Source organism: Sphingopyxis sp. P1IMeth2 (assembly GCF_900185685.1).
In the GTDB taxonomy this organism is placed as follows: Bacteria; Pseudomonadota; Alphaproteobacteria; order Sphingomonadales; family Sphingomonadaceae; genus Sphingopyxis; species Sphingopyxis terrae_A.
Map to the genome: position 1 here is coordinate 645,017 of NZ_FYAT01000001.1, position 24,755 is coordinate 669,771.

At 66.6% G+C, this 24,755-nt stretch carries 27 protein-coding genes; 14 read left to right on the plus strand and 13 right to left on the minus strand.

Features of this window, described 5'->3' with window-relative positions:
* Nucleotides 1-67 precede the first annotated feature (67 nt).
* From P1IM2_RS02980 to P1IM2_RS02995, 4 genes are read left to right on the plus strand one after another with little or no spacing between them, the layout of a single operon-like run.
* The gene (locus P1IM2_RS02980; RefSeq protein WP_234179347.1) at nucleotides 68-532 is read left to right on the plus strand and encodes a hypothetical protein; all 465 of its coding nucleotides are present in this window, start codon (nucleotides 68-70) and stop codon (nucleotides 530-532) included.
* Nucleotides 533-558: 26 nt separating this feature from the next.
* Nucleotides 559-1,509, plus strand: a complete 951-nt coding sequence (ribD, locus tag P1IM2_RS02985; protein WP_186401385.1) for a bifunctional diaminohydroxyphosphoribosylaminopyrimidine deaminase/5-amino-6-(5-phosphoribosylamino)uracil reductase RibD — start codon at nucleotides 559-561, stop codon at nucleotides 1,507-1,509.
* Between the two features lie 8 nt (nucleotides 1,510-1,517).
* Nucleotides 1,518-2,144 (plus strand): riboflavin synthase, encoded by a 627-nt coding sequence (locus P1IM2_RS02990; RefSeq protein ID WP_186401654.1) that lies wholly within the window; start codon nucleotides 1,518-1,520, stop codon nucleotides 2,142-2,144.
* On the plus strand, nucleotides 2,141-2,503 hold the full coding sequence (locus P1IM2_RS02995) for a hypothetical protein (protein WP_186401386.1): 363 nt from the start codon (nucleotides 2,141-2,143) through the stop codon (nucleotides 2,501-2,503). Before P1IM2_RS02990 ends, P1IM2_RS02995 begins: the two co-directional genes overlap by 4 nt.
* A gap of 9 nt (nucleotides 2,504-2,512) precedes the next feature.
* Here P1IM2_RS02995 and P1IM2_RS03000 read toward each other — a convergent pair whose 3' ends face one another.
* The 6 genes from P1IM2_RS03000 to P1IM2_RS03025 form a co-directional block, all read right to left on the minus strand.
* Entirely contained in the window at nucleotides 2,513-2,983 is a 471-nt protein-coding gene (locus tag P1IM2_RS03000) for an MmcB family DNA repair protein (RefSeq protein ID WP_003046818.1), read from the minus strand.
* Between the two features lie 13 nt (nucleotides 2,984-2,996).
* A complete protein-coding gene (gene ssb / locus P1IM2_RS03005; protein ID WP_186401387.1) occupies nucleotides 2,997-3,545 on the minus strand; it encodes a single-stranded DNA-binding protein in 549 nt (182 codons plus the stop codon).
* A gap of 31 nt (nucleotides 3,546-3,576) precedes the next feature.
* Complete coding sequence (locus P1IM2_RS03010; RefSeq protein WP_186401388.1) at nucleotides 3,577-5,448, minus strand: ferrous iron transporter B; 1,872 nt, start codon at nucleotides 5,446-5,448, stop codon at nucleotides 3,577-3,579.
* Nucleotides 5,445-5,696 (minus strand): FeoA family protein, encoded by a 252-nt coding sequence (locus P1IM2_RS03015; RefSeq protein ID WP_003046824.1) that lies wholly within the window; start codon nucleotides 5,694-5,696, stop codon nucleotides 5,445-5,447. Before P1IM2_RS03015 ends, P1IM2_RS03010 begins: the two co-directional genes overlap by 4 nt.
* Nucleotides 5,697-5,759: 63 nt before the next feature.
* A complete protein-coding gene (locus P1IM2_RS03020; RefSeq protein ID WP_186401389.1) occupies nucleotides 5,760-6,446 on the minus strand; it encodes a COQ9 family protein in 687 nt (228 codons plus the stop codon).
* Entirely contained in the window at nucleotides 6,446-7,378 is a 933-nt protein-coding gene (locus P1IM2_RS03025) for a DMT family transporter (protein ID WP_186401390.1), read from the minus strand. Before P1IM2_RS03025 ends, P1IM2_RS03020 begins: the two co-directional genes overlap by 1 nt.
* Nucleotides 7,379-7,489: 111 nt before the next feature.
* On the opposite strand from P1IM2_RS03025, the gene P1IM2_RS03030 reads away from it, so the two are divergent.
* A complete protein-coding gene (locus P1IM2_RS03030; RefSeq protein ID WP_062901270.1) occupies nucleotides 7,490-8,575 on the plus strand; it encodes an alkene reductase in 1,086 nt (361 codons plus the stop codon).
* A 127-nt stretch (nucleotides 8,576-8,702) separates the two neighbouring features.
* Here the strand turns inward: P1IM2_RS03030 and P1IM2_RS03035 are convergent, their stop codons facing one another.
* Genes P1IM2_RS03035 through P1IM2_RS03050 form a run of 4 tightly spaced genes read right to left on the minus strand, consistent with a single transcriptional unit; the run spans nucleotide 8,703 to nucleotide 11,734 of the window.
* The gene (locus P1IM2_RS03035; RefSeq protein WP_186401391.1) at nucleotides 8,703-9,365 is read right to left on the minus strand and encodes a hypothetical protein; all 663 of its coding nucleotides are present in this window, start codon (nucleotides 9,363-9,365) and stop codon (nucleotides 8,703-8,705) included.
* The gene (gene ribH / locus P1IM2_RS03040; RefSeq protein WP_062901272.1) at nucleotides 9,358-9,783 is read right to left on the minus strand and encodes a 6,7-dimethyl-8-ribityllumazine synthase; all 426 of its coding nucleotides are present in this window, start codon (nucleotides 9,781-9,783) and stop codon (nucleotides 9,358-9,360) included. The genes P1IM2_RS03035 and ribH overlap by 8 nt, the downstream gene beginning before the upstream one ends.
* Entirely contained in the window at nucleotides 9,783-11,057 is a 1,275-nt protein-coding gene (gene ribB, locus P1IM2_RS03045; protein ID WP_062901273.1) for a 3,4-dihydroxy-2-butanone-4-phosphate synthase, read from the minus strand. The genes ribH and ribB overlap by 1 nt, the downstream gene beginning before the upstream one ends.
* A 56-nt stretch (nucleotides 11,058-11,113) precedes the next feature.
* Nucleotides 11,114-11,734 (minus strand): ankyrin repeat domain-containing protein, encoded by a 621-nt coding sequence (locus tag P1IM2_RS03050; RefSeq protein ID WP_186401392.1) that lies wholly within the window; start codon nucleotides 11,732-11,734, stop codon nucleotides 11,114-11,116.
* A gap of 84 nt (nucleotides 11,735-11,818) precedes the next feature.
* Between P1IM2_RS03050 and P1IM2_RS03055 the strand changes: the two genes are divergently transcribed.
* Genes P1IM2_RS03055 through P1IM2_RS03065 form a run of 3 tightly spaced genes read left to right on the plus strand, consistent with a single transcriptional unit; the run spans nucleotide 11,819 to nucleotide 13,622 of the window.
* On the plus strand, nucleotides 11,819-12,463 hold the full coding sequence (locus P1IM2_RS03055) for an SCO family protein (protein ID WP_186401393.1): 645 nt from the start codon (nucleotides 11,819-11,821) through the stop codon (nucleotides 12,461-12,463).
* A complete protein-coding gene (locus tag P1IM2_RS03060) occupies nucleotides 12,460-12,900 on the plus strand; it encodes a YcgN family cysteine cluster protein (protein ID WP_003046846.1) in 441 nt (146 codons plus the stop codon). The genes P1IM2_RS03055 and P1IM2_RS03060 overlap by 4 nt, the downstream gene beginning before the upstream one ends.
* On the plus strand, nucleotides 12,900-13,622 hold the full coding sequence (locus tag P1IM2_RS03065; RefSeq protein WP_186401394.1) for a M48 family metallopeptidase: 723 nt from the start codon (nucleotides 12,900-12,902) through the stop codon (nucleotides 13,620-13,622). The genes P1IM2_RS03060 and P1IM2_RS03065 overlap by 1 nt, the downstream gene beginning before the upstream one ends.
* Before the next feature lie 3 nt (nucleotides 13,623-13,625).
* Here P1IM2_RS03065 and P1IM2_RS03070 read toward each other — a convergent pair whose 3' ends face one another.
* Together P1IM2_RS03070 and msrB are read right to left on the minus strand one after the other, a co-directional pair.
* Complete coding sequence (locus P1IM2_RS03070; RefSeq protein WP_186401395.1) at nucleotides 13,626-15,836, minus strand: PBP1A family penicillin-binding protein; 2,211 nt, start codon at nucleotides 15,834-15,836, stop codon at nucleotides 13,626-13,628.
* 54 nt (nucleotides 15,837-15,890) lie between these two features.
* The gene (gene msrB, locus P1IM2_RS03075; RefSeq protein WP_003046857.1) at nucleotides 15,891-16,286 is read right to left on the minus strand and encodes a peptide-methionine (R)-S-oxide reductase MsrB; all 396 of its coding nucleotides are present in this window, start codon (nucleotides 16,284-16,286) and stop codon (nucleotides 15,891-15,893) included.
* Nucleotides 16,287-16,434: 148 nt separating this feature from the next.
* On the opposite strand from msrB, the gene P1IM2_RS03080 reads away from it, so the two are divergent.
* From P1IM2_RS03080 to P1IM2_RS03090, 3 genes are all read left to right on the plus strand, one after another.
* A complete protein-coding gene (locus P1IM2_RS03080) occupies nucleotides 16,435-16,944 on the plus strand; it encodes a DUF4402 domain-containing protein (protein WP_062901276.1) in 510 nt (169 codons plus the stop codon).
* Nucleotides 16,945-17,223: 279 nt separating this feature from the next.
* Nucleotides 17,224-18,750 (plus strand): hypothetical protein, encoded by a 1,527-nt coding sequence (locus tag P1IM2_RS03085; RefSeq protein ID WP_186401396.1) that lies wholly within the window; start codon nucleotides 17,224-17,226, stop codon nucleotides 18,748-18,750.
* Nucleotides 18,751-18,793: 43 nt separating this feature from the next.
* Nucleotides 18,794-19,978: a M23 family metallopeptidase gene (locus P1IM2_RS03090; protein WP_186401397.1), complete on the plus strand. Its 1,185-nt coding sequence runs from the start codon at nucleotides 18,794-18,796 to the stop codon at nucleotides 19,976-19,978.
* Here P1IM2_RS03090 and P1IM2_RS03095 read toward each other — a convergent pair.
* The gene (locus P1IM2_RS03095) at nucleotides 19,975-20,859 is read right to left on the minus strand and encodes a LysR family transcriptional regulator (protein ID WP_186401398.1); all 885 of its coding nucleotides are present in this window, start codon (nucleotides 20,857-20,859) and stop codon (nucleotides 19,975-19,977) included. The two genes, P1IM2_RS03090 and P1IM2_RS03095, sit on opposite strands and share 4 nt — an antisense overlap.
* A 97-nt stretch (nucleotides 20,860-20,956) precedes the next feature.
* Between P1IM2_RS03095 and P1IM2_RS03100 the strand changes: the two genes are divergently transcribed.
* The 3 genes from P1IM2_RS03100 (at nucleotide 20,957) to P1IM2_RS03110 (ending at nucleotide 24,681) form a co-directional block, all read left to right on the plus strand.
* Nucleotides 20,957-21,931 carry a quinone oxidoreductase family protein gene (locus tag P1IM2_RS03100; protein ID WP_062901280.1) on the plus strand — a complete coding sequence of 325 codons (975 nt, stop codon included), beginning with the start codon at nucleotides 20,957-20,959 and terminating at the stop codon, nucleotides 21,929-21,931.
* 70 nt (nucleotides 21,932-22,001) lie between these two features.
* The gene (locus P1IM2_RS03105) at nucleotides 22,002-22,256 is read left to right on the plus strand and encodes a YciI family protein (protein ID WP_062901281.1); all 255 of its coding nucleotides are present in this window, start codon (nucleotides 22,002-22,004) and stop codon (nucleotides 22,254-22,256) included.
* A 370-nt stretch (nucleotides 22,257-22,626) separates the two neighbouring features.
* The gene (locus tag P1IM2_RS03110) at nucleotides 22,627-24,681 is read left to right on the plus strand and encodes an alkaline phosphatase (protein WP_186401399.1); all 2,055 of its coding nucleotides are present in this window, start codon (nucleotides 22,627-22,629) and stop codon (nucleotides 24,679-24,681) included.
* Nucleotides 24,682-24,755 lie beyond the last annotated feature (74 nt).

A 24,755-nucleotide genomic window follows, 5' to 3' on the forward strand; every position in this document is an offset into this window, starting at 1 on the left:
AAGCATGCAATCCCCTCCGCGCGCACACCCCCTCGCAAATGGGCGCGACATCGCCTAGATTGGCGCCATGTCTATGCTCAAAAATTGGGATGTCGGCGGCGGCCTGTCGGATTTCTGGGCCTACATCCGCGAACCGCGCCCGCACCGCTGGACGGTGTGGGGCCTCGCGATCGTGCTGCCGCTGCTGATCTTCTACGGCTTTTCCAAATATCTTGTGCCCTACGAAAGGCCCAAGCCGCAGATCATCTATTTCGAAAACTGGAAGGCCGACCGCAGCGAAGCCGAGATACGCGCCGACTGGGTGGCACGCGCCAAGGAAACGACGCGCGCCAACGCCAAGCGCCGCGCCGAATTCCAGCGGCTCGCGGACATGATGGGGGTCGAGTATGACGCCAGCGAAGCCGAGAAGGTGACGCGCGAGACGCTGGGCAAGGAAGCCGACGCCATCGAAAAGAAACCCGAGCCGCCAAAGCGCTCGACGCTCGCCGAGCGGGCAGCGCGCGGCGCGGCGGCGCCCGCGACCCAGCCCTGACCCCGGTGCGCGCCGATGCCGAGTGGATGGCCGCGGCGATCGCGCTGTCGCAGCGCGGGCGCCCCGATGCCGCACCCAACCCCAATGTCGGCTGCCTGATTGTCAAGAACGGCCGCGTCGTCTCGCGCGGCTGGACGCAGGCGGGCGGCCGGCCGCATGCCGAAGCGATGGCACTGGCGGCGGCGGGCGACGCCGCGCACGGCGCAACCGCCTATGTCAGTCTGGAACCCTGCGCCCATGCGAGCACCCGCGGCCCGTGCTGCGCCGACTTGCTGATCGCCGCACGTGTTGCGCGCGTCGTCGTCGCCGCGCAGGATCCCGATCCGCGCACTGACGGACAGGGCATCGCCCGGCTGCGCGCGACAGGAGTCGCGGTCGAGAGCGGCCTGCTTTGCGGCGAAGCGCAGGCGGCGATGGCCCCCTGGTGGTCGCGCGCGACACGCGGCCGGCCGTTCGTCACGCTAAAGCTCGCGACTTCGCTCGACGGCTGCATCGCGATGGCCGACGGGTCGAGCCGCTGGATCACCGGCGCCCCTGCACGCGCGCACGCGCATCTCGAACGCGCGCGGCATGGCGCGATCCTGGTCGGGCGCGGTACCCTCGAGGCCGACGCGCCGACACTCGACGTCCGCCTGCCCGGACTTGCGCCGCGGAGCCCGCAGCGCCTGCTCCTGACGCACGGCGATGCCCCCGACGGCTGGACCGCGCTCGCTGCGCCGGACGCTGTGGATGCGCTGCCGATCGATTCGCTGCTCGTCGAGGGCGGCGCCGGGGCGGCGGCTGCCTTTCTTGCCGCCGACCGCGTCGACCGGCTGCTTCTCTATCGCGCGCCGATCCTGATCGGTGCCGGCCGCCGCGCGCTTGGTGACATCGGCCTCGACGATCTGGCGGGCGCGCACGGACGTTGGCGACCGGCCGACAGTCGGATGCTTGGCAGCGACCGGATCGACGTCTACGAGCGCATCAGGAAGGAATGACCGCCCCCATGTTTACCGGCATCATCACCGACATCGGCACCATCCGCAGCCGCGAGGATCGCGGCGACACGCGCCTCGTCATTGGCACCGGCTATGACGTCGACACGATCGACCTCGGCGCCTCGATCGCCTGTTCGGGCGCATGCCTGACCGTCGTCGACAAGGGCGTCGATGACGGCAGCAACGGTCCCGGCGGCTGGTTCGCGATCGACGCGAGCGGCGAAACGCTGTCGCGCACCGCACCGGGCATGTGGGATGCAGGGCGCCGTCTGAACCTGGAGCGCGCGCTGCGCGTCGGCGACGAACTGGGCGGACATATCGTGACGGGGCATGTCGATGCAGTCGGCCGGATCGTCGCGGTCGATCCCGTCGGCGACAGCGTCAAATTGACCGTCGAGGCGCCGGCATCGCTCGCGCCGCATATTGCACCCAAGGGGTCGATCACGCTCGACGGCATATCGCTGACCGTGAACGATGTGGCCGACCAGCCGGAGGGTACCGCGCATTTCACGCTGAACATCATCCCGCACACGCAGGAGATGACGACGCTGAACGAAGTGGCGGTCGGACGTCCGGTCAATCTCGAGATCGACGTCCTCGCGCGCTATCTGGCGCGGATGCAGGCGCGCGGATGAGCGACCCGCGCCGCAAGGCGATCGTCCGGCTGCGCATCGCGATCTGGGCCTGCGCGATCCTGTTGTTCGCGATCCAGTTCGTCCATCACGCAATCGGCCTGTTCCTGCCCGCGATGGCGCTCGCGCTCGTGCTGCTCGCCGCGGCGGTCCAGCATGTCGAAACGCGTCTGCAGCGGCCGGCCAAAAGCTATGCGCGGGTTGTGGTCGCATCGGCGGCGGCGGCGCTGTTGTTCATCGCGCTGCCTGCCTATTGGCACGGCATCATGTGGATCGGTGCGCTGCTTTGGGTCGGCTTTACCGCCGCCGGGCTTGCATGGTGCATCCAGTATGAGCGCACCGAGCCGCTCGACCGACCCTGAAACAGGCCGTCAGCGCTCGGCCCAGCCGGCCGCGATTTCGGGATCGGCGGCAATCATCGAACGGCGCATCGCGAGCCGGCCGATCCGCAGCAGTTCGGCCTTGCGCCGCGCGGGCGCGAGATTGCAGCTCGCGGCCTCGCGCACCACGGCGGCGCCATAGCGGTCGGCGACGATCAGGCCCGAGGTTTCGGGGCGATAGCCCTCGGTCTCGAGGATCGCGGGGTCGAGGCCAGACGCGAGCGCCCAATAGAAGCGGTCGCACCAGTCGCAATAGTCGGGCCATTTGCCGTCGCCGTGCAGATCGGCGCGGCTGACCTTTATCTCGACGATCGTGATATGGCCCTTCGCGTCGATCGCGGTGAGGTCTGTACGGCGGCCATTGGGGAGCGTCACCTCGGGGATCGCGACGAGCCCCTGCTGCGCGAACAGCCGGCACACGCCGCGCGCGACGTCCGCGGCGGTCAGCAGGTCACTCGCCATCGCTCAGAAATCCTCAGAAGGGGACGTCGTCGTCCAGATCGTCGTCGAACGGCGGACGTCCGCCGCCCGAGGCGCCGCCGCCGCCCTGGTTCCAGCCGCCGCCCGAACTGCCGCCGGACGCGGCGCCACCCTGATCCCAGCCGCCGCTCGATCCGCCGCCCTGCGACCAGCTATCGCCGCCGCGCGAGCCGCCGCCGCCGCCGCCGCCAGGCGCACCGTCGAGCATGGTCAAGGTGCCGCCCATGCCAGCGACGACGACTTCGGTCGTGTAGCGATCATTGCCGTCACGGTCCTGCCACTTGCGGGTGCGCAAGGATCCTTCGATATAAACCTTCGAGCCCTTTTTAAGGTAGCGCTCGACGACGCCGACGAGGCCGTCGCCGTTGATGACGACATTGTGCCATTCGGTGCGCTCCTTGCGCTCGCCGGTCATGCGGTCCTTCCACTGTTCGGAGGTCGCGATGCGGATATTGGCAATCTTGCCGCCGTTCTGGAACGACTTGATTTCGGGATCGGCGCCCAGATTGCCGATCAGAATAACTTTGTTGACGCTGCCAGCCATGCCGCTCCGCTCCGCTTGAATGTTGGAAGGATCAGCCTAGTCCAAAGGCGACGGCTGTCCAGTAGGTGATACCTGCCGCGGCATAGGCGAGCGCGAACAAATAGCCAACCATGAACAGCGGCCATTTCCACCCATTGGTCTCGCGCCGGGTGATCGCGATCGTCGAGATACATTGCGGGGCAAAGACGAACCAGGCTAGAAAGGCGAGCGCGGTCGCGATGCTCCAGCGTCCCTGAAGCCGCTCGCTGAGCGATTGCGCAACGGCATCCTCGTCATCGCCCGCGTCGATCGCATTCGCGGTTGCGAGCGCCGAGACGGCCACCTCGCGCGCCGCCATCGCAGGGATCAGCGCGAGTGCGATGTCGTGATTGAAGCCGATGGGTTTGACCACGACTTCCAGTCCGCTCGCGATGCGGCCGGCGATGCTGTAATCGACCTGGCGGACGTCTCCGCCCGCCGGCGCCTGCGGATAGCTGAGCAGCAGCCACAGCACCGCGGTGGTCGCGGCGATGATTGTGCCCGCGCGGCGCAGGAAGATCCACGCTCGCTGCCATAGCGCGATGCCGACATCGCGCAGCCGCGGCCATTGATAGCGCGGCATTTCCATCATGAAGCCCGCCGCATTGCCCTTGGTCACCGACCGCCGCAGCACGAAGGCGACGACCAGCGCGCCGACGATGCCCGACACATAGAGGCCGAACAGCACGAGTCCCTGCAGGCCAATGGGCGATCCGCCGACGCTGCGGTTCGGGATGAAGGCCCCGATGATCAGCGTGTAGACGGGAAGCCGCGCCGAACAGGTCATCAGCGGGGCGATCAGGATCGTCGTCAGCCGGTCTTTCGCATCGGGAATCGCGCGCGTCGCCATGATGCCGGGAACCGCGCAGGCGAAGCTGGAGAGCAGCGGGATGAACCCGCGTCCCGACAAACCGACCTTTGCCATGATCCCGTCCATCAGGAAGGCGGCGCGGGTCATATAGCCCGAGGCTTCGAGCAGCAGGATGAAGACGAAGAGAATCAGGATCTGCGGCAGGAAGACGACGACCGCGCCGACGCCGGCGAGCAGTCCTTCGACCACCAGCCCGCGCAGGAAGCCTGCGGCCATGTGATCGCTCGCCAGCGCCTGCAGCGCGGCGATGCCGTCCTCGATCCAGGCGATCGGTGCTTCCGACCAGGCGTAGACCGCTTGGAACATCACGAACATCAGCGCGAGCAGGATCAGCAGCCCGAAGACCGGATGGAGCGCCACCGCATCGACGCGCTGCGTCCAGCGGCGCACCGGCGTTTCGGCGAGCGTCGCGGCGCGCGCGATGGCGCGGGCGCGCTGGTGGAGCGCGGTGTCGCCGGGCGGCGGCGCCGGCTGGTCGGTCGCCGACAGGCCGTGCGAGAGGATCGCGCCATCGACCGCCGCAAGCAATTCGGTCAGGCCGCGCTTGCGCACCGCAACGGTGGACACCACTGGCACGCCGAGTTCGGCGGCGAGCCGGTCGGGATCGAGCGTCAGCCCGTCGCGCTCCGCAAGGTCGAGCATGTTGAGCGCGACGACGGTCGGCAGGCCGAGCGCGATCAGTTCGAGCGCGAAGCAGAGATGATTGTCGAGGTTCGCCGCGTCGACGACGACGATCAGTGCGTCGGGGCGCTTCTCGCCCGTCTGGCGGCCGAGCACAACGTCGCGCGTCACCGCCTCGTCGGGGCTGGCGGGCGACAGGCTGTAGCTGCCCGGCAGATCGACCAGCGCGAGCGGCCGGCCGTCAGCAAAGCTCGCATGGCCCGATTTGCGTTCGACCGTGACGCCCGGATAATTGGCGATCTTCTGCCGCGCGCCGGTCAGCGCGTTGAACAGGCTCGATTTGCCGGCGTTCGGATTGCCGAGCAGTGCGATCGTGGGCGCGGGACCGGTCATGTCGTCGCCGGTTCGACCTCTATGGCGGCGGCCTGCTTGCTGCGGATGATGACTTTCATCCGCCCGATCGTCAGCGCGAGCGGATCGCGCGAGAACAGGCTGCCGCGATGCAGCGGGGTGACTTCGCTCCCCTCCAGCAAGCCGAACTCGCGCAGCCGGCGCCCTTCGTCGTGCGACATCGACGTCCAGTCGATGCGCGCGATGCGCACCGCAATGCCAAGCGGGGAGGAATCGAGCTTCGCGATCATTTGCGAGCGATTATCAATAACAGCAGCGAAGCGCCAGCCCCAAAATTTGCCGGCGCCGCCGCCTCAGCGTCCCGGGTAGCGCAGCCGCCCCACGAAGCGCGCGAGGCTGGGCCGTTCGATGCGGTGCGCAGCGCGGCGGTGCTTCCACGCTTCGAAGCGCATCACATTGTCGATCCGCCGTGCAAGGAAGGCACGCGTTTCGGCAAAATCCTCGCTCTCGTCGTTGAGGAAGACCGCCATCGTCGATCCATAGACCCCGGTCAGGATCGCGCGCTTGCTGTAGTGATTATAGTCGGTCGCGGTGTCGCCCGCGAGGCGCCACATCAGGTCGGCGGCGCGCCAGCCGAGCTTGGCCGCGTGCGGGGCGTTGCCCGGCAGCGCGAGCAAGGCCAGCGCGCGGCGCAGCGATTCGCGGTTGGGCGCAAGCAGATCGATCCGCGTTTCGACGAGCCGAGTGATGCGTTCGCGAATCTTCATCGTCGCGAGCGTCTCCGCCGGGCAGCGTTCCGCCATCGCGGCATCGATCGTCGCAAACCAGGCATCGACCATGTCGCGCGCGCCTCCCGGAAAGGCGAGCCGCGCGACGTCGCGGTCGACCCCGAGCGCGTCGGCAGCTTCGTCGAGCGTGGCGGCGGTGAAGCCGTCGAAGGCAGCGGAAGCCGCGACAAGCGGCGCCAGCGCAGCGCGAATCTCGTCGAGCGTCGGATCGGCGGGCAGAGTTGCGGCGGACGGATGCTGAGCCATGACCATCAGATAGGCGCCGCGCGGCGGCTCGGCAACCGAATCAGCACCAGTGCCGCGGCGACCATCGCGCCGCCGAACAATTCCATCGCGCTAAGCGTCTCGCCGAAGATCAGCCACCCCGCGGTCGCCGCAACCACCGGCTGGACGAGCAGGGTCAGGCCGACGACGAGCGGCGAGAAGCGCGGCAATGCCCAGATGAGCAGCCCCTGCCCGACCAGCTGGCTCATCAGCGCCAGCACGATCAGCGGGGTCCAGTTGTGCGGCAGGATCGCTTCGCCGAAGAGCAGCGCCGTGCCGAGCAGCACCGGGATCCCCGCCGCCGACGATATGGCGAGCGCCGACCAGGGGCCGATGTCGCCGCGCACCCGCTGCATCATCAGCACATAACCCGTATAGAGCGCCCCGGCGAGCAGGCTGAGCAGATCGCCGACGAGATAGGCGGCCGACGCTTCATAGCTTTGCCCCATCAGCAGCGCCGACCCCGCGAACGCGAGCAGCACCGCCACCGCCTGCCACCCGCGCGGCAGGGTGCGCGCGACCGCAATCCCCCACAGCACGAGGAGCAGGCTGGCGCTGTTGCCGAACAGCGTCGCATTGGCGACCTTGGTCTGAAGGATGCCGAGGTGCCAGGCGGCAAGATCGAGCGCGAAGAAGAGCCCCGCCCCCGCCGCCACCGTCAGGGCGCCGCGCGGCGGCAGGCGGCCGCCCGTTTCGCGCCGCATCAGCAGCGCGAGCAGCGGCAGCGCGAGCGCGAGTCGCCAGAAGGCCGCGGCGACCGGGCCGGTATCAGCGAAACGCACCACCATCGCGGTCAGCGACAGCGCCAGATTGCCACCAACAAGCGCGGCAAAGGCCCATCGGTTCACCGTGGCGGCGACCGGCTTGGTCACCGGATCGACCGGCGAAATGGTGGGCGGGCTGATTGGCTTGTTGCTCATTTAGATTTTCTTTTGCTACCCGCCATTGTGCAGCGGCCGCCGCATCCATAGCTTCGGCGGCCATAGCGGCGACAGCACGGGCCGTCGCCGGTAAAGTGAAAGGTGGAACCTATGCCCGCATCGCTTCTCGATCCGATCAAGCTTGGCGCGATCGACGCGCCCAACCGCATCCTCATGGCGCCGCTGACGCGTGGCCGCGCCGGCCCCGGTTTCGTCCCCAACGAACTTGCGGTCGAATATTATCGCCAGCGCGCCTCGGCCGGGCTGATCATCTCCGAAGCGACGGGAATTTCGCAGGAAGGGCTCGGCTGGCCCTCGGCGCCGGGACTGTGGACCGACGCACAGGTCGAAGGCTGGAAACCCGTGACCGAGGCGGTCCACGCCGCAGGCGGGCGCATCGTCGCGCAGCTGTGGCATATGGGCCGGCTCGTCCATTCGGTGTTCAACGACGGCAAGCAGCCGGTGTCGGCTTCGGCAACGAAGGGTGAAGGTCGCGCGCACACGCCGGTAGGGCGGCTCGAGCTCGAAGAAGCGCGCCCGCTGCGCCTCGACGAGATTCCGCGCGTGATTGCCGACTATGTCGCGGCTGCCGAAAATGCGAAGCGCGCCGGGTTCGACGGTGTGCAACTGCACGGCGCCAACGGCTATCTGATCGACCAGTTCCTGCGCGACGGCACCAATTTGCGCGACGATGATTATGGCGGTCCGGTCGAAAACCGCATCCGTCTGCTCCGCGAAGTGACCGAAGCGCTGATCGGTGTGTGGGGCAAGGATCGCGTCGCGGTGCGCCTGTCGCCCAATGGCGAGACGCAGGGTGTCGACGACAGCGCGCCCGAAATACTGTTCCCCGCCGCAGCCGCGGCGCTCGACGCGCTGGGCATCGCTTTCCTCGAACTGCGCGAACCCGGCCCCGACGGCACCTTCGGCAAAACCGACGTGCCCAAGCAGTCGCCGGCGATCCGTCAGGTATTCAAGGGGCCGCTGGTGCTCAATAGCGATTATGACGTGGCGAAGGCCGAAGCCGATCTGGCGAGCGGCCTTGCCGATGCGATCAGTTTCGGGCGGCCGTTCATCGGCAATCCCGATCTGGTCGAACGCATCCGCACCGGCGCGGCCTGGGCCACCGACAATCCGCAGAGCTGGTACTCGCCCGGGCCCGAGGGCTATATCGACTATCCGGCGCTGGTCGCTGCCTAGATCAGATCAGACAACAATTTCGTGTGTCCCCGCGAAGGCGGGGACACTCCTCCGGTCGGTTTCAGATCGCGCCGGCTGAAGATGGGCCCCCGCCTTCGCGGGGCACGCTATCTTCAGGCAACGGGCGTTATCCCCTCTCGGCGACCGCCTTGTCGACGATCCCCGCCCCGATCGGCGCCAATATCTTGCCGCCGAACTGGAACAGCAGAAAGGCCGCGATAAAGGCCGCGACCGGCATGATGAGCAGCAGGAAGACGAAGATCGCGAGCCCGATCGCGAAGATCGTCACGAAGCCGCCGCTCAGGGTCGATTGCCCGCTCGCGCCGAGTTCGATCGTCCGCGGCCCCTTTGCATCCCACCATTTCGACGTGACCACCGTCTTGCGCGAACCGCGATCTGGTTGCGGCGCCGGGCGAGACCGCGATGCCGGGATCGGAGCGGCTTCGGGGACATGCGCCGGGATTCGCGCCGGCACGGACGCGCGCGCTGGCGGCGCGGCGGGCGTGTCGCCCCAGGGCTGGCGCGCCTTGGCCTGGGCGCCGCGCGCAGCGATCGCCTCACGCAGCCGATCAGCGGGAGCTGTGTCGGCAATCGTAGCGGGGGCTTTGATGGGTTCCGGTATCTCTTCGCGCGGTGCCGGCAGGGCGGGTTCGAGGCCCCGGCGCCGATCGTGTTCGGCCATGCGCTGTGCCGCGGTCGGCGGGGTTCCGCCGGTCGCGCGGTCGATCACCACCAGCCGGCCGCCGCGTTCGACGACGGAATATCGGCCGGGAGGAGTGCGATCAAGCAACGCCGAACTGATCCTTCAATGCGAGCATCGCGAGTGCGGCCTTCGCCGCCTCGCCGCCCTTATCCTTGCGCGTCTTGTCGGCGCGCGCAAGCGCCTGTTCCTCATCCTCGACGGTCAGGATGCCGTTGCCGATGGCAAGGCCGTCGAGCGTCAGCGCCATGATGCCGCGCGCGCTTTCGTTCGACACCACTTCGAAATGATAGGTTTCGCCGCGGATGACGACGCCAAGCGCGACATAGCCGTCAAAGCGGCCGCTCTGATCGGCAAGTGCGATCGCCGCCGGAACCTCGAGCGCGCCGGGAACGGTCACGACCTCGTGGCTGTGCCCCTCGGCCTCGAGCGCGCTGCGCACGCCATCGATCAGCATGTCGTTGAGATGGGCATAGAAACGCGCTTCGACGATCAGGATATGGGCCATCATTCTTCTCCGGGGATTGCGCGTTCGCCGACGACCGACAGGCCATAGCCTTCGAGCCCGACGAGATTATTGTGCGAAGGCGTCAGAAGCTCCATCGCATGAACGCCGAGGTCGACGAGGATTTGCGCGCCGATGCCGTAGGTGCGCAGATCCATGCCGCCGGTCGGCGGCGGGGCCGCGTCGGCGGCGGCCGAGCCGGGGAGCGGGCGCATGAGCATGACGATGACCCCCGATCCTTCGGCGCCGATCGCCTCCATCGAGCGTTGCAGGCGGCGCTTGCGGGGGCCCGGGCGGCCCATGATATCGTCGAAGATCGATACGGCGTGCATCCGCACCAGCGTCACGCCATCGGGATCGACCGCGCCTTTCTGCAGCACCAGATTGACGCTGCCGTCGACCTTGTTGCGATAGGATTTGAGCCGCCAGTCGCCGCCATAATCCGATTCGAAGGGTTCGTCGGCGACACATTCGACCAGCCGGTCGGTGCGGCTGCGATAAGCGATCAGGTCGGCGATCGTGCCGATCTTCAGCCCGTGTCGGCGCGCGAAGGGGATCAGATCGTCGAGTCGGGCCATCGTCCCGTCGTCGTTCATGATCTCGCAGATCACGCCCGAGGGATTGAGGCCGGCGAGGCGCGCGATGTCGACCGACGCCTCGGTATGGCCTGCGCGCACCAGCACGCCGCCGTCGCGCGCGATCAGCGGAAAGACATGCCCGGGCGTGACGATATCGTCGCGCCCCTTGGCGGCGTCGATCGCAACCGACACGGTGCGCGCACGGTCGGCGGCGGAAATGCCGGTGGTCACGCCCTCGCGCGCTTCGATCGAGGTGGTGAAGGCGGTTTCGTGGCGGGTGCCGTTGTTGCGGCTCATCAGTTCGAGGCCCAGCGTTTCGACCCGCGACCGCGTCAGCGTCAGGCAGATCAGGCCGCGGCCGTGCGTCGCCATGAAATTGACCGCATCGGGGGTCGCCATCTGCGCCGGGATGACCAGATCGCCCTCATTTTCGCGATCCTCGTCGTCGACTAGGATGAACATGCGGCCGTTGCGCGCCTCGGCGATGATTTCCTCCGGCGTCGCCATCGGCGACAGGTCGCTGCCGTGCGCGAGCCAATTCTCGAGCTTGCGCAGCGTTTCGGCGGTGGGGTTCCAGCCCGGCGATTCCATGTCGCGCAGGCTGTTGGCGTGGAGGCCGGCCGCGCGCGCAAGCCCCGAGCGGGACATGCTGCCGTCGTCGACGATGGCGCGGATGCGATCGATAAGTTGCGTAGACATGCCCCGCAATTATCACATCATAATGTGATTCCCAATAGAGAAATCACATTGCGCTATTATTTGGGTCCGAAGATCGGTCCAAGATCGCGCAGCGGGGCATCGGGCTTGGCGTCGAGCAATTGCAGCATCTGGCCCGTCCGGTCGTCGCGCTTCGCATAGTCGCGCGCCGACATGCCCGCAATATGATCCGATTTGTCGGGATTGGCGCCGTGGCGCATCAGCAGCCGGACCATCGCCGCATTCTTGGCCTGCACCGCCAGTATCAACGCCGTCTCGCCGCGGCGATTGGTCATGTCGACGATCGACTTGTCGGCTTCGATCAGTTCCTCGGCGCCGTCGGGATAGTTCAGCAGCGCCGCGTGCATCAGCGGCGTCACCCCCTGACGGTCGCCGATTTCGGGGTCGGCGCCCTTGCCGATCAGGAAGCGCAGCCACGTCGTGTCGCGGCGCTTGGTAACGATGATCAGCGCGGTTTCGCCGGTGTCGGGATGGCGCGTGTTGACCAGCGTCAAATCGTCCTTCAGCGCCTCGGTCGCCTTCGTTCCGTCGCGGTTCTCCACGGCCTGCAGAAAGGCGTAGCCGCCGCGGAATTGCGCATGCGCCGCGGTGCCGGCGCCGAGCGCGGCGGCGATCAGCAGGAGGAAGGAGGCGAGGCGAAGCTCCGCGCGTCGAAACATGATTGGGCGACCCCTGGCGATGATCGTCGCACGGCGCGACGAGAAAGGTTGATTTTCGTGGCCTAGCCCATCAAGGCTGGCCGCATGATGAACATCCCGAATATGGTCCGAAACGCCGGTCGCGCAAGCCTGCTTCTGATTTTTGGCGCGGCGCTCGCTGGGTGCAGCGCCCCGTCGGCGACGCAGGACGCGACCCCGCCGCTCGCCGGCGCGAAGATCGGCGGGCCGTTCAGCCTGATCGATCAGGATGGCAAGCCGGTACGCGACAGTGATTTTGCGGGCCGTTACCGCATCGTCTATTTCGGCTATAGCTATTGCCCCGATATCTGCCCGGTCGATGTGCAAAAGCTGATGCGCGGGCTGGCGGCGTTCGAGAAGGCCGATCCGGCGCGCGGCGCCAAGGTGCAGCCGATGTTCATCACCGTCGACCCGGCGCGCGACACGCCCGCCGTGCTCAAGGCCTTCGTCAGCCGGTACCACCCGCGCCTGATCGGGCTGACCGGCACCCCCGAACAGATCGCGGCGGTCGCGAAGGAATATGTCGTGTCCTTCCACAAGGTGGAGGGATCGGCGCCCGACCGCTATCTGATGGCGCATACGCAGCTCGCCTTCCTAATGGACCCGGCCGGCAAGCCGCTCGCGCTCCTGCCGCTCGATGACCCGTCGACCGACGTCGATGAAGGCGCGCCCGACAAGGTCGCCGCCGACCTTGGCAAGTGGGTGAAGTGACCGGGGCGGGGCGCCGCTTCTGGGAAGCGCCGCTCGCCTCGCTCGACGCGGGCGAGTGGGAGGCGCTGTGCGACGGTTGCGGCAAATGCTGCCTCCACAAGCTGGAGGATGAAGACAGCGGGCGCATCTATCCGACCAATGTCGCGTGCCGCCTGCTCGACTTGAAAACAGCGCGCTGCGGCGATTACAAGCATCGCCGCCGCCATGTCCCCGATTGCCTGACGCTGACCAAGCGCAGCGTCGCCGACATCGAATGGCTGCCGCAAACCTGTGCCTACCGCCTGCGCGCCGAGGGCGAGCCGCTGCCCGCATGGCATTATCTGGTCTGCGGCGATCCGGACGCGGTGCACCGGGCGGGCGAGTCGATCGTCGGTTGGACGGTGAGCGAGGATCGCGCCGGGCCGCTCGAAAACCATCTCGTCGAGCGCGTCGTCTGATGCGCCGCGAACGGGCCAGCGACGAGCGGCCGCATATCTGGGTCGGTGATACGCCGTGGCCGGTGCGGCTGGTCCCGCATGCGCAATCGCGGCGCTATCGCCTGGTCTTCGATGGCGCGCGCGGCGAGTTGCGGCTCACGCTACCGCGCCGGGCAAGCGCCGCGCGCGCGATCAAATGGGCGAGCGAGCAACAGGACTGGCTCGCCGAACAGGTCGGCAAGACCGCTGCGCCGGTCCAGGTCGGCCCCGGCACGGCGCTCCCACTGTTCGGCATCGAGCGCCGGATCGAATGGACGGCGACCGCCCCGCGCGCGGTTCGCGCCGAGGGCGACCGGCTGAGCGTCGGCGGCCCCGCCGAAACCGTCGGGCGCCGCATCGAGCGCTGGCTGAAGGCCGCGGCGCTCGACATCATGACCCGCGAGAGCCGAGAAATTGCCGCGCGCGCAGGACTGACCGTCGGCCGCGTCGGGGTCGGCGATCCGCGCAGCCGCTGGGGCAGCTGCACCCACGACGGCGACCTGCGCTACAGCTGGCGGCTCGTCATGGCGCCCGACCATGTCCGCCGCGCCACCGTCGCGCACGAGGTCGCGCATCTGCGGCATATGGACCATAGCGCCGCCTTTCACGCGCTGGTCGACGATCTGCACGATGGCGACGTCGGCGCGGCGCGCGCGTGGCTGCGCCGCGAAGGCCGCGGGCTGCACCGCTACCGTTTCACCTGATCCTTAATTGCCCTCGCCATTGGCGGGCGTACGCGCGGGCGGCGCCTTCAGCACCGGTGGCGGCGCCTTGGGCGGTGCTGGTGCGGGGGGACGCAGCTGCTGCGGGGCCGCCTTTGGCGCAGCGGCGCCATTGTCGGCGGGCGGCCGGCGCCCCGTCTGCTCCTCGATCCATTGCTGGTTGAGCACAGGGCCATCGGCGGGCGGCGGCGGGACCTCGCCCTGGGCGGTGTCGGGCGCAGCGGGCAGTTCGATCGGCATGCCATTTTCATCGACCATGCCGCCATTTTCCTCAGGTGCGCCGAAATAGGCCTCGTCATCGCCCTCAAGCTGCCATTCGGGCAGCTTGACCTCGGTATCGAAGGGCTCGACGGGGCGCCGTGCGACAGCGATGCGCATATAGTCGGCGAAGGCCTTGGCCGGCGCGCGGCCGCCCTGCAGCCCCCCGACCGCCTTGGCATCGTCGCGGCCCATCCAGACGCCGGTGGTCAGGCCGCTCGAAAAGCCGAGGAACCAGCCGTCCTTGTTGCTCGACGTCGTGCCGGTCTTGCCTGCCACCGGTCGGCCGATCTGCGCGGCGCGCCCTGTCCCCGTCGCGACTGCGGTTTGCAAGAGGTCGGTAATGCCCGCGGCAACCCAATTGTCGACGAGCACCTGCCCGCGCTCGGCCGGCTTCTGATAAAGGAGGCGCCCGTCGGCGGTCGTTACCTTGGTGATGCCATAGGGCTGCACCGACACCCCCTTGCGCGACACGGCGGCGAAGGCGGCGGTCATGTCGATCACCCGCACCTCGGCGCTGCCCAGCACCATCGACGGGTGGGTGTTAATAGGGGTCGTGATGCCGAAGCGGCGCGCCATGTTGGCGACCGACGAAAAGCCGATTTCATTGCCCAGCTTCGCCGCGATCGTGTTGACCGAATAAGCGAAAGCGGTGCGCAGGCTCATCGGCCCGGCGAAGCGGCCCGACGAGTTTTTCGGGCTCCAGCCGTTGATCGTCACCGGTTCGTCGACCACCTGATCGTCGACCTTATAGCCAGCTTCGAGCGCTGCCATGTAGACGAACAATTTCCAAGCCGACCCCGGCTGGCGCATCGCCTGCGTCGCGCGGTTGTAGTTGGAGGCGACATAGTCGGTGCCGCCGACCATCGCGCGCACGGCGCCGTCGCGATCGAGCGAGACGAGCGCCCCCTGCACGCCTTTCGGCGTGTCGGCCTGGATCGCCGCGGTCGCGGCGCGCTGCATGCCGAGGTCGAGCGTCGTGTAGACGTCGAGCGCCTCGGTGCCTTCGTCGATCAGCATGTCGAGCTGCGGCAGCGCCCAGTCGGTGAAATAGCGCGCGCTGTTCTGGCCCGTTTCTTGTGCCAGCTGGACATCGGCGGGCTTGGCACCGTCGGCCTGCGCCTGGGTGATGAAGCCCGCATCGACCATGGTTTCAAGCACGACCCCCGACCGGCCGAGCGCCGCCTGGGCATCGGCGGTCGGCGAATAGCGCGACGGCGCCTTGACCAGCCCCGCAACCACCGCCGCTTCGGACAGCGACATCTGGGTCGCGCTATGCCCGAAAAAGCGCCGCGATGCGGCGTCGATGCCGTAGCTTCCGCCGCCGAAATAGACCTTGTTCAAATAGAGTTCGAGGATCTCGTCCTTCGAGAATTTCCATTCAAGCGCGAGCGACAGGATCATTTCGCGCAGCTTGCGCGACCAGGTGTAGCTGTTCGACAGGAAGATATTGCGCGCCAGCTGCTGGGTGATCGTCGATGCGCCCTGCATCCGGCGCCCGGTGCCATAATGTTCGACCGCGAAGACAGCAGCGCGCGTCATTCCGACCGGATCGACGCCGGGATGATAGCGAAAGCGCCGGTCTTCGACCGCGACCATCGCATCCTGCATCACCTGCGGCGTTTCGCGCAGCGTCAGCCAGCGCCCGTAATTGGGGCCGAGCGACAGGAAGACGGTGCCGTCGGCGGCGTGGACGCGAATCGTCTGGCCCGCCGGCGACTTTTTCAGCTCCTCGAAGCTCGGGATGCGCTGCGCCGCAATGCCGACCGCGACCGCGATCGCGACGACCCCGACCAGCGCAAGCGCGAGGCCCCAGCGGAACAGACGGCGGAGCCAGAGGCGCAGGCCCGACGGCCCCCCGGAGCCGGGGCCCTTGCCCGAGCCTTTGCCTGACGATGATGATTTGGGGGCGGATGACGATTGTCGCTCGCGGCGCAAAATCCAGATTCCTTCTTTCGCTGCGCGGCGATGCGGCAGCCGGCCCGGCGGGGATCAGCCTTCGCCGGTCCCCGCCTCATCCTGCCCGCGGTCGGCGAAGTCAAGCGCCGCGCTGTTGATGCAATAGCGCAGCCCCGTCGGCCCGGGACCGTCGGGAAAGACATGGCCCAGATGCCCCTCGCACTTGGCGCAGCGCACTTCGGTGCGGATCATGCCATGGCTCATGTCGCGATGTTCGCTGACCGACGCGTCGCTGGCGGGCGCGGTATAGCTCGGCCAGCCCGAACCGCTGTCATATTTGGTGCGGCTGTCGAACAGCGGCGTGCCGCAACCGGCGCAGCGATAGAGGCCGTCGCCCTTGAAATCGGTATATTTGCCCGTGAAAGCGCGCTCGGTGCCGCCTTCGCGCAGTACATGATGGGCCATTGGGTCGAGTTGCTTGTCGGTCATGATGGGCTACTCCTGGGCGGCGCACGGGGGTGGGGAAGGGCGCCGCATGATGACCTGAATATCGGCGCGATGCCGCGCCCCCGCAAGGGGTAGCGTGGCCTGCTTTACCGCCGATTAACCACGATCGCGCTATGCCGAAGGGGTGATAATGCGTCTCCTCCTTGCCCTCCTGCTGTTCGGCGCGCCGCCTGCCCCCTTGGCCGCCCAGTGCCAATTGTGCCGCCAAGACGGCAAAGATGCCGCGATTGTGGCGCGCAAGGCGAGCATGCCGCTGCGCGTCGAGGTCGACACCCAGCTCGACCTGGGCCGCGTCGCGGTCGGCGCGAGCGGCGGCGAGATCGAGATCGATCCGCTCACCGGCGCGCGCCGCCTGCGCGGCGACGTGCGCGACCTCGGCGGCTTTGCGGTTACCGGCGTCGTCACTGTCAGCGGCGAGCCCGGCGCCGAAGTGCGTGTCACTCTCCCCCCGTCGGTCGATCTGGAGAGCGGCAGCGGCGCGAGCGCGCGCGTGACCGGGCTGGCAACCGACCTGGGCGCGGCGCCGCGGCTCGGCCCCGACGGCCGCCTCGTCTTCCGCTTCGGCGGACGGCTGCAGGTTGCCGGCGCCACCGACGGGGATTACCGCGGCCGCATTCCGGTGACGGTCGAATATCCGTAAACAGGCCCGCGTAGCGGCAAGAAAAGCCGCAACGCCAACGCCGCAAAATAGCTGCTCGGCGCCGACGTTCTTTCAATGCCGGGCGTGGCGCCGCCGCTTCTCCAGCCCGTCCATTGCTCCGAGGACCGAGTTTCGGGAAGGGGCATCGACGCCCAGACTTCAATTCCTGCCTCGGGAGCGACCGTGAATTGTTGCCAAAACCGCGATTCCAAGCCTTGCGCCTGTATTAATCAAGCAATACAGTGTGGCCGTTCTGACGCCCTGCGAATCGAAACCGCGATGTTCAAAACTATTCTTTCATCACTGACCTTTTTCGGACTCTCCGTTGCGGCGCCGGCGCAAGCGCTCGAAGGTGAAATGACCTTTCTCGTTCCGGCACGGGATGCGGCGGGCCAGGCCATCACCGAGCGGCTGTCTGATGGCCGGGAGCTGCCGGTTGGCATGCCGATCGCCGAAGGCCCGTTGAAACGCAGGCTACTCGCAGCGACGGCGAGCGGGGTCGCTGCCCTGCTTCCCGATCTCGATCGGATGGCGCGGGCCAGAAGCCGGCAGACGTTCGACTGCCCCTCGATCGGCGGCGGCATCATCGTCTATCTTTCCGACGAAGACGGCGGTTTCGCCCGCAAAGACCTGTTCATCGAGGACGGCAAGGGGCGCCGCGCACTTTGCCGCGACTATTTCATCGATCTCACGGTCGATGAAGCCAGTATCGCCGACGGCCAGTTCGAAGAGGTGCTCGCGCATGAATTCGGCCATGTGCTTTTGCGCCGGCTCCTTGGCCCGATCCCGCCGACGCTGTCGCGAAATGGCCATTCGGTGCTTGTCACGACCGATCCGACGACCGCCTTCGACGAGGGTTTCGGTGAACATTTCCAGCCCCTGGCGCTGGCATTGACGGCATCGGAGGGGTTTCGCGCCCGCGCGCGGTTCGTGGCGCCATCGCCCGCCGACTATTGGCTCAGCCGCCGCGAGACCTGGCTGCGCGAGACGGCGATCCCGCAAGGCGGCTTTCTCTTCGGATCGGTCCGGTCGGACGCGCAAGCTTCGGGGATCGAGGGATGGCGCCTCGCGCAAACCGATTATTCATTAGACCCCTGCAGCGTCAGATCGGGCGAGGCGCAGATGGCGTCCGAAGGCGTCGCCGCGAGCATCTTCTACCGGCTCCTCGCAAAAAGCATGACGCGCGAGGCTTTGCTCGCTCGCTACGAAAAGCTGTTCACGATTCTCGCTCGGCGCGCGGACTGGCATGGCCGCGCGCCGCTGGTCGACCTGGTTCGCGACTGGGCCCGGCTCTATCCCGACGATGCAAAGCAGGTCACTCGTATTTTTCTCGAGGCCACCGGCGGCGCGACGGCGAGCGCGGACTTGCGCGACGCCACTGCCCGGCTTTCCTGTTCCGGTGCGCATGGCAAGCTTGCCGACTTTCTTCGCGATTTGCCGCCCTATCGCCAGGCCTTCGCCGCAGCCACCGATCAAGTCGCGGCGGGAAAGCTCGCGCTTGATGCGCACCTCGCTCCGGAACTCTGGATGACGAACCCCGACGTCCATATTCCCGCGGCGCCGTGGGACGAGAAATTGACTGACCCCTTGGTGGTCGACCTCAATACGGCCGACGCTACCAGCCTCGCCTATCTCCTCGCAGGCAAGCGCGATCTCGCATCGCGGCTGGTAAAGGCGCGCGACAGCGCGCGCTTTTCGAGCATCGACGAAGCCGTGACGAGGGCGAAGCTTACGTCCGGGGAGGCGAGAGAAATTGCCCGATTCCATCGGCAGATCGGCGATCTGCCGGCATTTACGCGGCGCTGAGCGGATGTCGATTTGGCAGCAAAGTGATGGGAGTATCGCAACTATGGCTCGGGTGAAGTTCGCCTTGTTGCTGCTATGCAGCACCATAGCGCCCTCCTTGTTAGGCAGTGAGATTGCCGCCGCCCGTCAAGAGCCGGCGCCCTCGGTAGTCCCCCTTGATGTTGAGTTCGGTAAAGCGCCTGCGCCGGTCGAGGCGTCCGGCCGCGACCATCTTCTCTACGAGATGCGATTGACCAACTATTCGGGGCGCACGATCATCCTGACGGAAATCGACGTCTTCGACAGCAACGGCGGCCGTCCACTCGGCGCATTTGCGGCGAAGGATTTAGCGACGATGATTGCGACGCCCGGACAGCAGAAAGAGGGCGCCGACCGTCTTCAGATCGGGCCTGGCAGCTTTGTCATGGTCTATTTCGACACGGCGGTTCCCAAGGGGACAGGGGCCGGGTTGCGTCTTGGTCACCATATCCATGTGGCATCGGCATCAAGCGGGCCGCCCGACCCATCGCGCACTATTCTGGAAGCCCCGCCACTGACGGTGAGCGGCGAGGCTCCGCTCGCGGTGAACGCGCCTCTTGGGCCAGGCCACTGGCTCGCAGCCAATGCGCTGTCGAACGATTCCGATCACCGCCGAACGATCGCGGTCGTGGATGGCCAGGCCCGGATCGCGCAGCGCTATGCAATCGACTTCGTGAAGGTCGATGCGCATGGCCGTGCCTTTACGGGCGATCCTTCGAGGAACGAAAGTTGGTCCGGATATGGCGAACCGGTTCTGGCGGTCGCCGATGCGGTCGTCGAGCGCATCCTTGATGGCTTGCCCGACAACCAACCCCTGGCCCCGCCTGCTATCAAGATCGGCCTCGATACGATTGCCGGCAATCATATCGTCCTGCGGCTGCCGGGTGGAAAGCGCGTCCTTTACGGACATCTCAAGCCCGGCAGCATCAGAGTGAAGGAAGGCGAGCGGGTGCGCATGGGCGAGGTGCTCGCGGCGCTCGGCAACTCGGGGCAATCCGATGCTCCGCACCTTCATATCCATGTCGCCGATGCAGCCTCGCCGCTGGGTGCAGATGGTCTGCCCTTCGCGTTTCGCACCTTCCGGCTGGAAGGCTATGCGCCGTCGCTCGATATTCTCGAAAACCCCGGCGGGTGGACCGGCCCCACAACATCGGGCGTCGATACGCGGCATAAGGAACTGCCCACGGATCTGGCCGTCATCGCCTTTTAATCGCTCGCTGCCCCCTCGGGATCGAGTATCGCGCGCCCGGCAAGGACAATGTCCACAATATGATCAAGGACCGCCCGGATGCGCGGAGACCGACGAAGATCGGGATGAACAAGCAGCCAAAGCTCGCGGCTCGGTGGCGGTGAGGGTGTGGCCACCATCGCGAGCCGCTCGTCGGGGTCGCCGAGAAAACGCGGCAGAACCGCCAAACCCATCCCGGTAGCCGCCGCTTCGTGCAGCGTGGTCAATTCGTTGCTGCGAAATGCCAGGCGCAAGTCCGGCTCCAGACGTCGCAGCCATTGCTGTTGGAGCACATGATCGAGGCTATCGTCATAGCCGAGAAAATCGCGGTCGCAGGCTGCGGCTTTCGCAAGATAGTCCCGCTGGCCATAAAGACCGAAAGCCATCGTTCCGACACGCCGCGTCACGATCGAACCCGTCGTCGGCCGACTGAGACGGATCGCGATATCGGCATCCCGGCGCGACAAGCTGATGGCGCGGCTGTCGCCGGCAAGTTCGAGCTCGATCCCGGGATATCGGCGCCGAAGCGCCGTCAGGCGGGGCGCGATAAATCGGCTGGCGAATGTGGGCGGCGCGCTGATGCGCACCACGCCTGCCAGATCGGACTGCCGGCCTTGCGCCACGCGCGCGATGTTGAGGGTTTCCTCTTCGACGCGCGCCGCAATATCCGCGATCGCCTCGCCTTCGGCCGTAAGGCTGAATCCGCGACCGGACCGTTCGAATAGACGCATGCCAAGCCCTTCTTCGAGCGACGCAATACGGCGCGCGACCGTGCTGTGTTCTGCGCCCAGAGTGCGCGCCGCGGCCGAGAGCGTCCCCGACCGGAAAAGCGCCAGAAAATATTTCAGATCATCCCACTGCATCTGTGCATTTTTGCACAATAACTGGGCATACTAAAGGAATTACTGTGCGCGCTCCCATGCCCTAAGCAGCCCGCTTCCAAAGCGAAGGAGCGAGAAGATGGCACGAGTGGTGAAAATGCACGCCGTGGGGGATGCGGCTGTTCTGCGCGTCGATGACCAGCATGTCGGCGATCCTGGTCCCGGCGAGATCCGCCTCCGTCACGTCGCAGCGGGGGTAAATTATGTCGACATCTATCACCGAACCGGTCTCTACCCCATAGCCAACCTGCCCGCCGTCCTCGGTGTCGAAGGGGCCGGAGTGGTCGAAGCGCTGGGCGATGGCGTCACCCATCTTCGTCGGGGCGACCGGGTCGCTTGGGCGGGCCTGCCGATGGGCGGCTATGCCGAAACGCGCCTGCTGGCGGCAAACCGGGCGGTGCCGCTCCCGTCACATATCTCGGATACGGTCGCTGCGGCTTCCATGTTGCGCGGTATCACGGCGCACATGCTGCTGACGCGCGTTGCACGCATCTCGCCTGGAGATATCATCCTCATTCATGCCGCCGCAGGCGGCCTTGGCCTGATATTGAGCCAGTGGGCGCGCAAACTCGGAGCAAGCGTCATCGGGACCGTCGGCTCGCCCGAAAAGGCGGCGCTGGCCAAGAGCTTCGGTCTCGACCATGCGGTGCTTTACAAAGAGAGCGATTTTGTCCGCGAGGTTCTGAACATCACCGGCGGCCGGGGCGTCGATGTCGCCTTCGACGGTATCGGGGGCGACGTCTTGCTGCGAACCCTCGATTGCGTCCGACCCTTTGGCCTGGTGGTTAGTGTGGGCCAAGCCTCGGGGTCGCTCCCGGCAATCGATATATCCGAACTGGGCCCGCGGCGGTCGCTCGCCTTGGCCCGGCCCAGCGTCCTTGCCTATATGGCCGACCTTGATTCCTATCGGAATGCCGCGGCCGAATTGTTCGAAGAACTGGAAGCCGGACTGCACGTCGAGATCGGCGCGCAATTTGACTTGGCCGACGTGGCCAAGGCGCATTCTGCCCTCGAGGCCGGACGAACCACCGGTTCCGTCTTGCTGACGTTCTGACCCTGAGCAGGAAGATTTGAGCGATGGAAGACTGGATTTCGTACGCCATCACCGAAAGAAAAGGAACCTGATGATGAAGTACCTCGTCCTTTCACGGCGAACGCCGGAATTTCGTGGAGAAGTGCTTGGGGAGCACTATGCCTTTCTCGACCGCCTGCGCGATGCAGGACGGCTCGAATGCGCCGGCCCCTTCACCGACCAATCCGGCGGCGCCTATATATTGATTGCCGCCAGCCTCGACGAGGCAAAGCAGTTTGCCTTCAAAGATCCGTTGCACACGCAAGGCTGTTCCCAGCTTGATGTCTTCGAATGGAACGCGGATTGAGTCATTGCGGCCGTCTTCTGATCGTGCCTGGAGGATGGTCTCTTTTCGGTGAAAGTCAGCAAGAGCGATCCGTTCGGCATGGGGGCCGCGGCCGCCAACCCGGATCTCCGCTCTTCCCATTTCGATTGCGCGACCGTCATCGTGAAAGCCAGGCCGCGCGCGCGGGACAAACTCCCGACCCGGGTTCTCCTAGGCCCCTTAGATACGCATCCGACGCCGCCGTCTGCCCTTCTGCCAGCCGCGCGCCGCTCGCATTCCACCCTTGGTCGAAAAGTCAGGGGCGCTCGTGACCTAAATCTTTCGGGTCTGGCCAACCCGGCTAGAGTTTGCATCACGACGTGATCGGCACGGGTCAGGAGGGGGACAAGCAATGGACCGACGGAAATTTATGGCGGGTGCGGCTTCGATCGGGATCAGCGGCATCTGGGCGTCCCGTCTGTCCGCGGCGCCCTCGCAAATGGCATGGCGAGAGGATCGCCGCCTTTTTCCCCAGGGTGTGGCGTCGGGCGACCCGGACGAACATAGCATCGTCCTGTGGACCCGGCGGCCGTTCGACGCGGGCGACCGTCATGAACTGACCGTCGAGGTGGCGCTCGATCCGGACTTTCGCCGCGTCGTCGCGGCGGCGCGCACGCCGGTGCTGGCGGCCGCCGACTGGACGTGCCGGGCGCTGGTCGGCGGACTCTCGCCGGCGACGGTCTATTGGTACCGTTTCGCCGATGAAAGCGGCGCGGGCAGCCGGATCGGGCGGACAATCACGGCCCCGCGCGCCAGCGACCAGCGACCCGTTCGCTTTGCCTTCGTGTCCTGCAACAGCGTCAACGAAGGCGCGCAGAACGCCTACGCCCGCATGATCTGGGAGGACGAGCGCGCGGCGGCCGACCGCAAGCTCGGCTTTGTGCTCCATCTCGGCGACTTCATCTACGAAGTGGTCGAATATCCTGAAGAAACGCCGCACCGCTATTCGCGCACGGTCTATGATCTCGGCCACATTCCCGACGCGCGCAAGGTCGGCAATTTCTATGTGCCGACCAATCTCGCCGGCTACCGCCACGTCTATCGCGCGCATATCGACGATCCCGATATCCAGGATGCACGGGCCTATCTTCCTTTCGTGTGCATGGGCGACAATCACGAATTCTCCTGGCAGGGCTGGCAGAGCTTCATCAAATATGGCGCCACCGTCGAGCCCGCGCAGCCGCTGCGCGTCGCGGCCAACCAGGCGTGGTGGGAATATATCCCCTCGCGCGTTCGCAAGGCATCCGGCGCCGCGCTGGAGCAGTTTAGCCCGCCTGCCGTCGAAAAGGCCGCGATCGACACGTTCGACGACGATGGCTTCGGCACCGAAATCAACAACCGCATCGCGGTCGGCAGCATGACGACCTACCGCGCGCTGCGGTACGGCAAGCATGTCGATCTGATCCTGACCGACCTGCACAGTTACAAGGCGGCGGACCCCACCGATCGGCCCGAGGCGGCGGCGCTCGACTCCGGCGACTATCCGGTGATCCCGCAAGAGTGGCTGGAAATCGTCGACGGCGGGCGGGATTATGCGGGCGGCAAGCCGCCTGCGATCATCGCGATCGGCGACAGGAACATTCCCAATTATCGCAAGGACGAACCCGCGCATACTGTGCTCGGCCGGGAACAAAAGGCGTGGCTCAAGGCGCGGCTGACCCAGTCGACTGCGACCTGGAAGATCTGGGGCGCGACCAACGGCACGCTCGACATGCGCACCGATCCCCAGAACCTGCCCGAGGGGCTGGTGAAGGACCGATGGCCGGGCAGGGATTATGGCACCTTCGGCGGCGGCGATATGAGCGGAGCCTTCGCCGAACGCGCCGAAATCTACGATCTCGTTCGCGACGCGAAGATCCCGGGCTTCGTTACGGTTTCCGGCGACCGCCACAGCTTCTGGGCCGGATATGCAGCGCCTGCCCTGCCGCCCGCGGAATTCGCGCCGGTCGGGCTCAGCTTCATCACCGGTTCGATATCCGCTCCCGGCCTTGGCGAAGCTGCCGAGTTCTTCAAGGAATCGGCCTTGCGCCCGCTCTATGTTCGAAAGGTCGAAGGCGCTCCGCCCGAGCACACGATCAACCTCACAATCAAGCGCGGGGTGCGCGCGGCGCTCGAATATGCGGCGAACGGCGACATCGAAGCCGCCCGGGCGCTGACCAATCCCGACGTTGCGCCCCATCTCGAATTCGTCGACATGGCCGGTCACGGCTATGCAATTGTCAGCGCAGGGCCCGACACCATCGAAACCGAGTTCGTGTGCATCGTCCGCCCGATCGCGCGGGCGAAAACCGCCGATGGCGGTCCGCTTCGCTACCGCGTCTCGCACCACGCCCAAATGTGGCAGCCAGGGGCACAGCCCAGGCTCGAACAGCGCATTGTCGAGGGGGACGCGAAGCTCTCGATCTGAAGTCTTCGGATAATCGGCTGCAACGAGCCCGGACGAATTGCGTGCATCCACCAAAAGCGGTCATCGCAGGACAC

Excerpts from the sequence above, each read along its gene's own strand:
- P1IM2_RS03050 (WP_186401392.1), bottom strand. The coding sequence starts at position 11,734 with ATGTTTCGACGCGCGGAGCTTCGCCTCGCCTCCTTCCTCCTGCTGATC.
- P1IM2_RS02995 (WP_186401386.1), top strand. The coding sequence starts at position 2,141 with ATGAGCGACCCGCGCCGCAAGGCGATCGTCCGGCTGCGCATCGCGATC.
- ribB (WP_062901273.1), bottom strand. The coding sequence starts at position 11,057 with ATGTCTACGCAACTTATCGATCGCATCCGCGCCATCGTCGACGACGGC.
- msrB (WP_003046857.1), bottom strand. The coding sequence starts at position 16,286 with ATGACCGACAAGCAACTCGACCCAATGGCCCATCATGTACTGCGCGAA.
- P1IM2_RS03080 (WP_062901276.1), top strand. The coding sequence starts at position 16,435 with ATGCGTCTCCTCCTTGCCCTCCTGCTGTTCGGCGCGCCGCCTGCCCCC.
- P1IM2_RS03020 (WP_186401389.1), bottom strand. The coding sequence starts at position 6,446 with ATGGTCATGGCTCAGCATCCGTCCGCCGCAACTCTGCCCGCCGATCCG.
- ribD (WP_186401385.1), top strand. The coding sequence starts at position 559 with ATGGCCGCGGCGATCGCGCTGTCGCAGCGCGGGCGCCCCGATGCCGCA.
- P1IM2_RS03055 (WP_186401393.1), top strand. The coding sequence starts at position 11,819 with ATGATGAACATCCCGAATATGGTCCGAAACGCCGGTCGCGCAAGCCTG.
- P1IM2_RS03110 (WP_186401399.1), top strand. The coding sequence starts at position 22,627 with ATGGACCGACGGAAATTTATGGCGGGTGCGGCTTCGATCGGGATCAGC.
- P1IM2_RS03000 (WP_003046818.1), bottom strand. The coding sequence starts at position 2,983 with ATGGCGAGTGACCTGCTGACCGCCGCGGACGTCGCGCGCGGCGTGTGC.
- P1IM2_RS03025 (WP_186401390.1), bottom strand. The coding sequence starts at position 7,378 with ATGAGCAACAAGCCAATCAGCCCGCCCACCATTTCGCCGGTCGATCCG.
- P1IM2_RS03100 (WP_062901280.1), top strand. The coding sequence starts at position 20,957 with ATGGCACGAGTGGTGAAAATGCACGCCGTGGGGGATGCGGCTGTTCTG.
- P1IM2_RS03010 (WP_186401388.1), bottom strand. The coding sequence starts at position 5,448 with ATGACCGGTCCCGCGCCCACGATCGCACTGCTCGGCAATCCGAACGCC.
- ribH (WP_062901272.1), bottom strand. The coding sequence starts at position 9,783 with ATGGCCCATATCCTGATCGTCGAAGCGCGTTTCTATGCCCATCTCAAC.
- P1IM2_RS03095 (WP_186401398.1), bottom strand. The coding sequence starts at position 20,859 with ATGCAGTGGGATGATCTGAAATATTTTCTGGCGCTTTTCCGGTCGGGG.
- P1IM2_RS03030 (WP_062901270.1), top strand. The coding sequence starts at position 7,490 with ATGCCCGCATCGCTTCTCGATCCGATCAAGCTTGGCGCGATCGACGCG.
- P1IM2_RS02990 (WP_186401654.1), top strand. The coding sequence starts at position 1,518 with ATGTTTACCGGCATCATCACCGACATCGGCACCATCCGCAGCCGCGAG.
- P1IM2_RS03085 (WP_186401396.1), top strand. The coding sequence starts at position 17,224 with ATGTTCAAAACTATTCTTTCATCACTGACCTTTTTCGGACTCTCCGTT.
- P1IM2_RS02980 (WP_234179347.1), top strand. The coding sequence starts at position 68 with ATGTCTATGCTCAAAAATTGGGATGTCGGCGGCGGCCTGTCGGATTTC.
- P1IM2_RS03090 (WP_186401397.1), top strand. The coding sequence starts at position 18,794 with ATGGCTCGGGTGAAGTTCGCCTTGTTGCTGCTATGCAGCACCATAGCG.
- P1IM2_RS03105 (WP_062901281.1), top strand. The coding sequence starts at position 22,002 with ATGATGAAGTACCTCGTCCTTTCACGGCGAACGCCGGAATTTCGTGGA.
- P1IM2_RS03015 (WP_003046824.1), bottom strand. The coding sequence starts at position 5,696 with ATGATCGCGAAGCTCGATTCCTCCCCGCTTGGCATTGCGGTGCGCATC.
- ssb (WP_186401387.1), bottom strand. The coding sequence starts at position 3,545 with ATGGCTGGCAGCGTCAACAAAGTTATTCTGATCGGCAATCTGGGCGCC.
- P1IM2_RS03065 (WP_186401394.1), top strand. The coding sequence starts at position 12,900 with ATGCGCCGCGAACGGGCCAGCGACGAGCGGCCGCATATCTGGGTCGGT.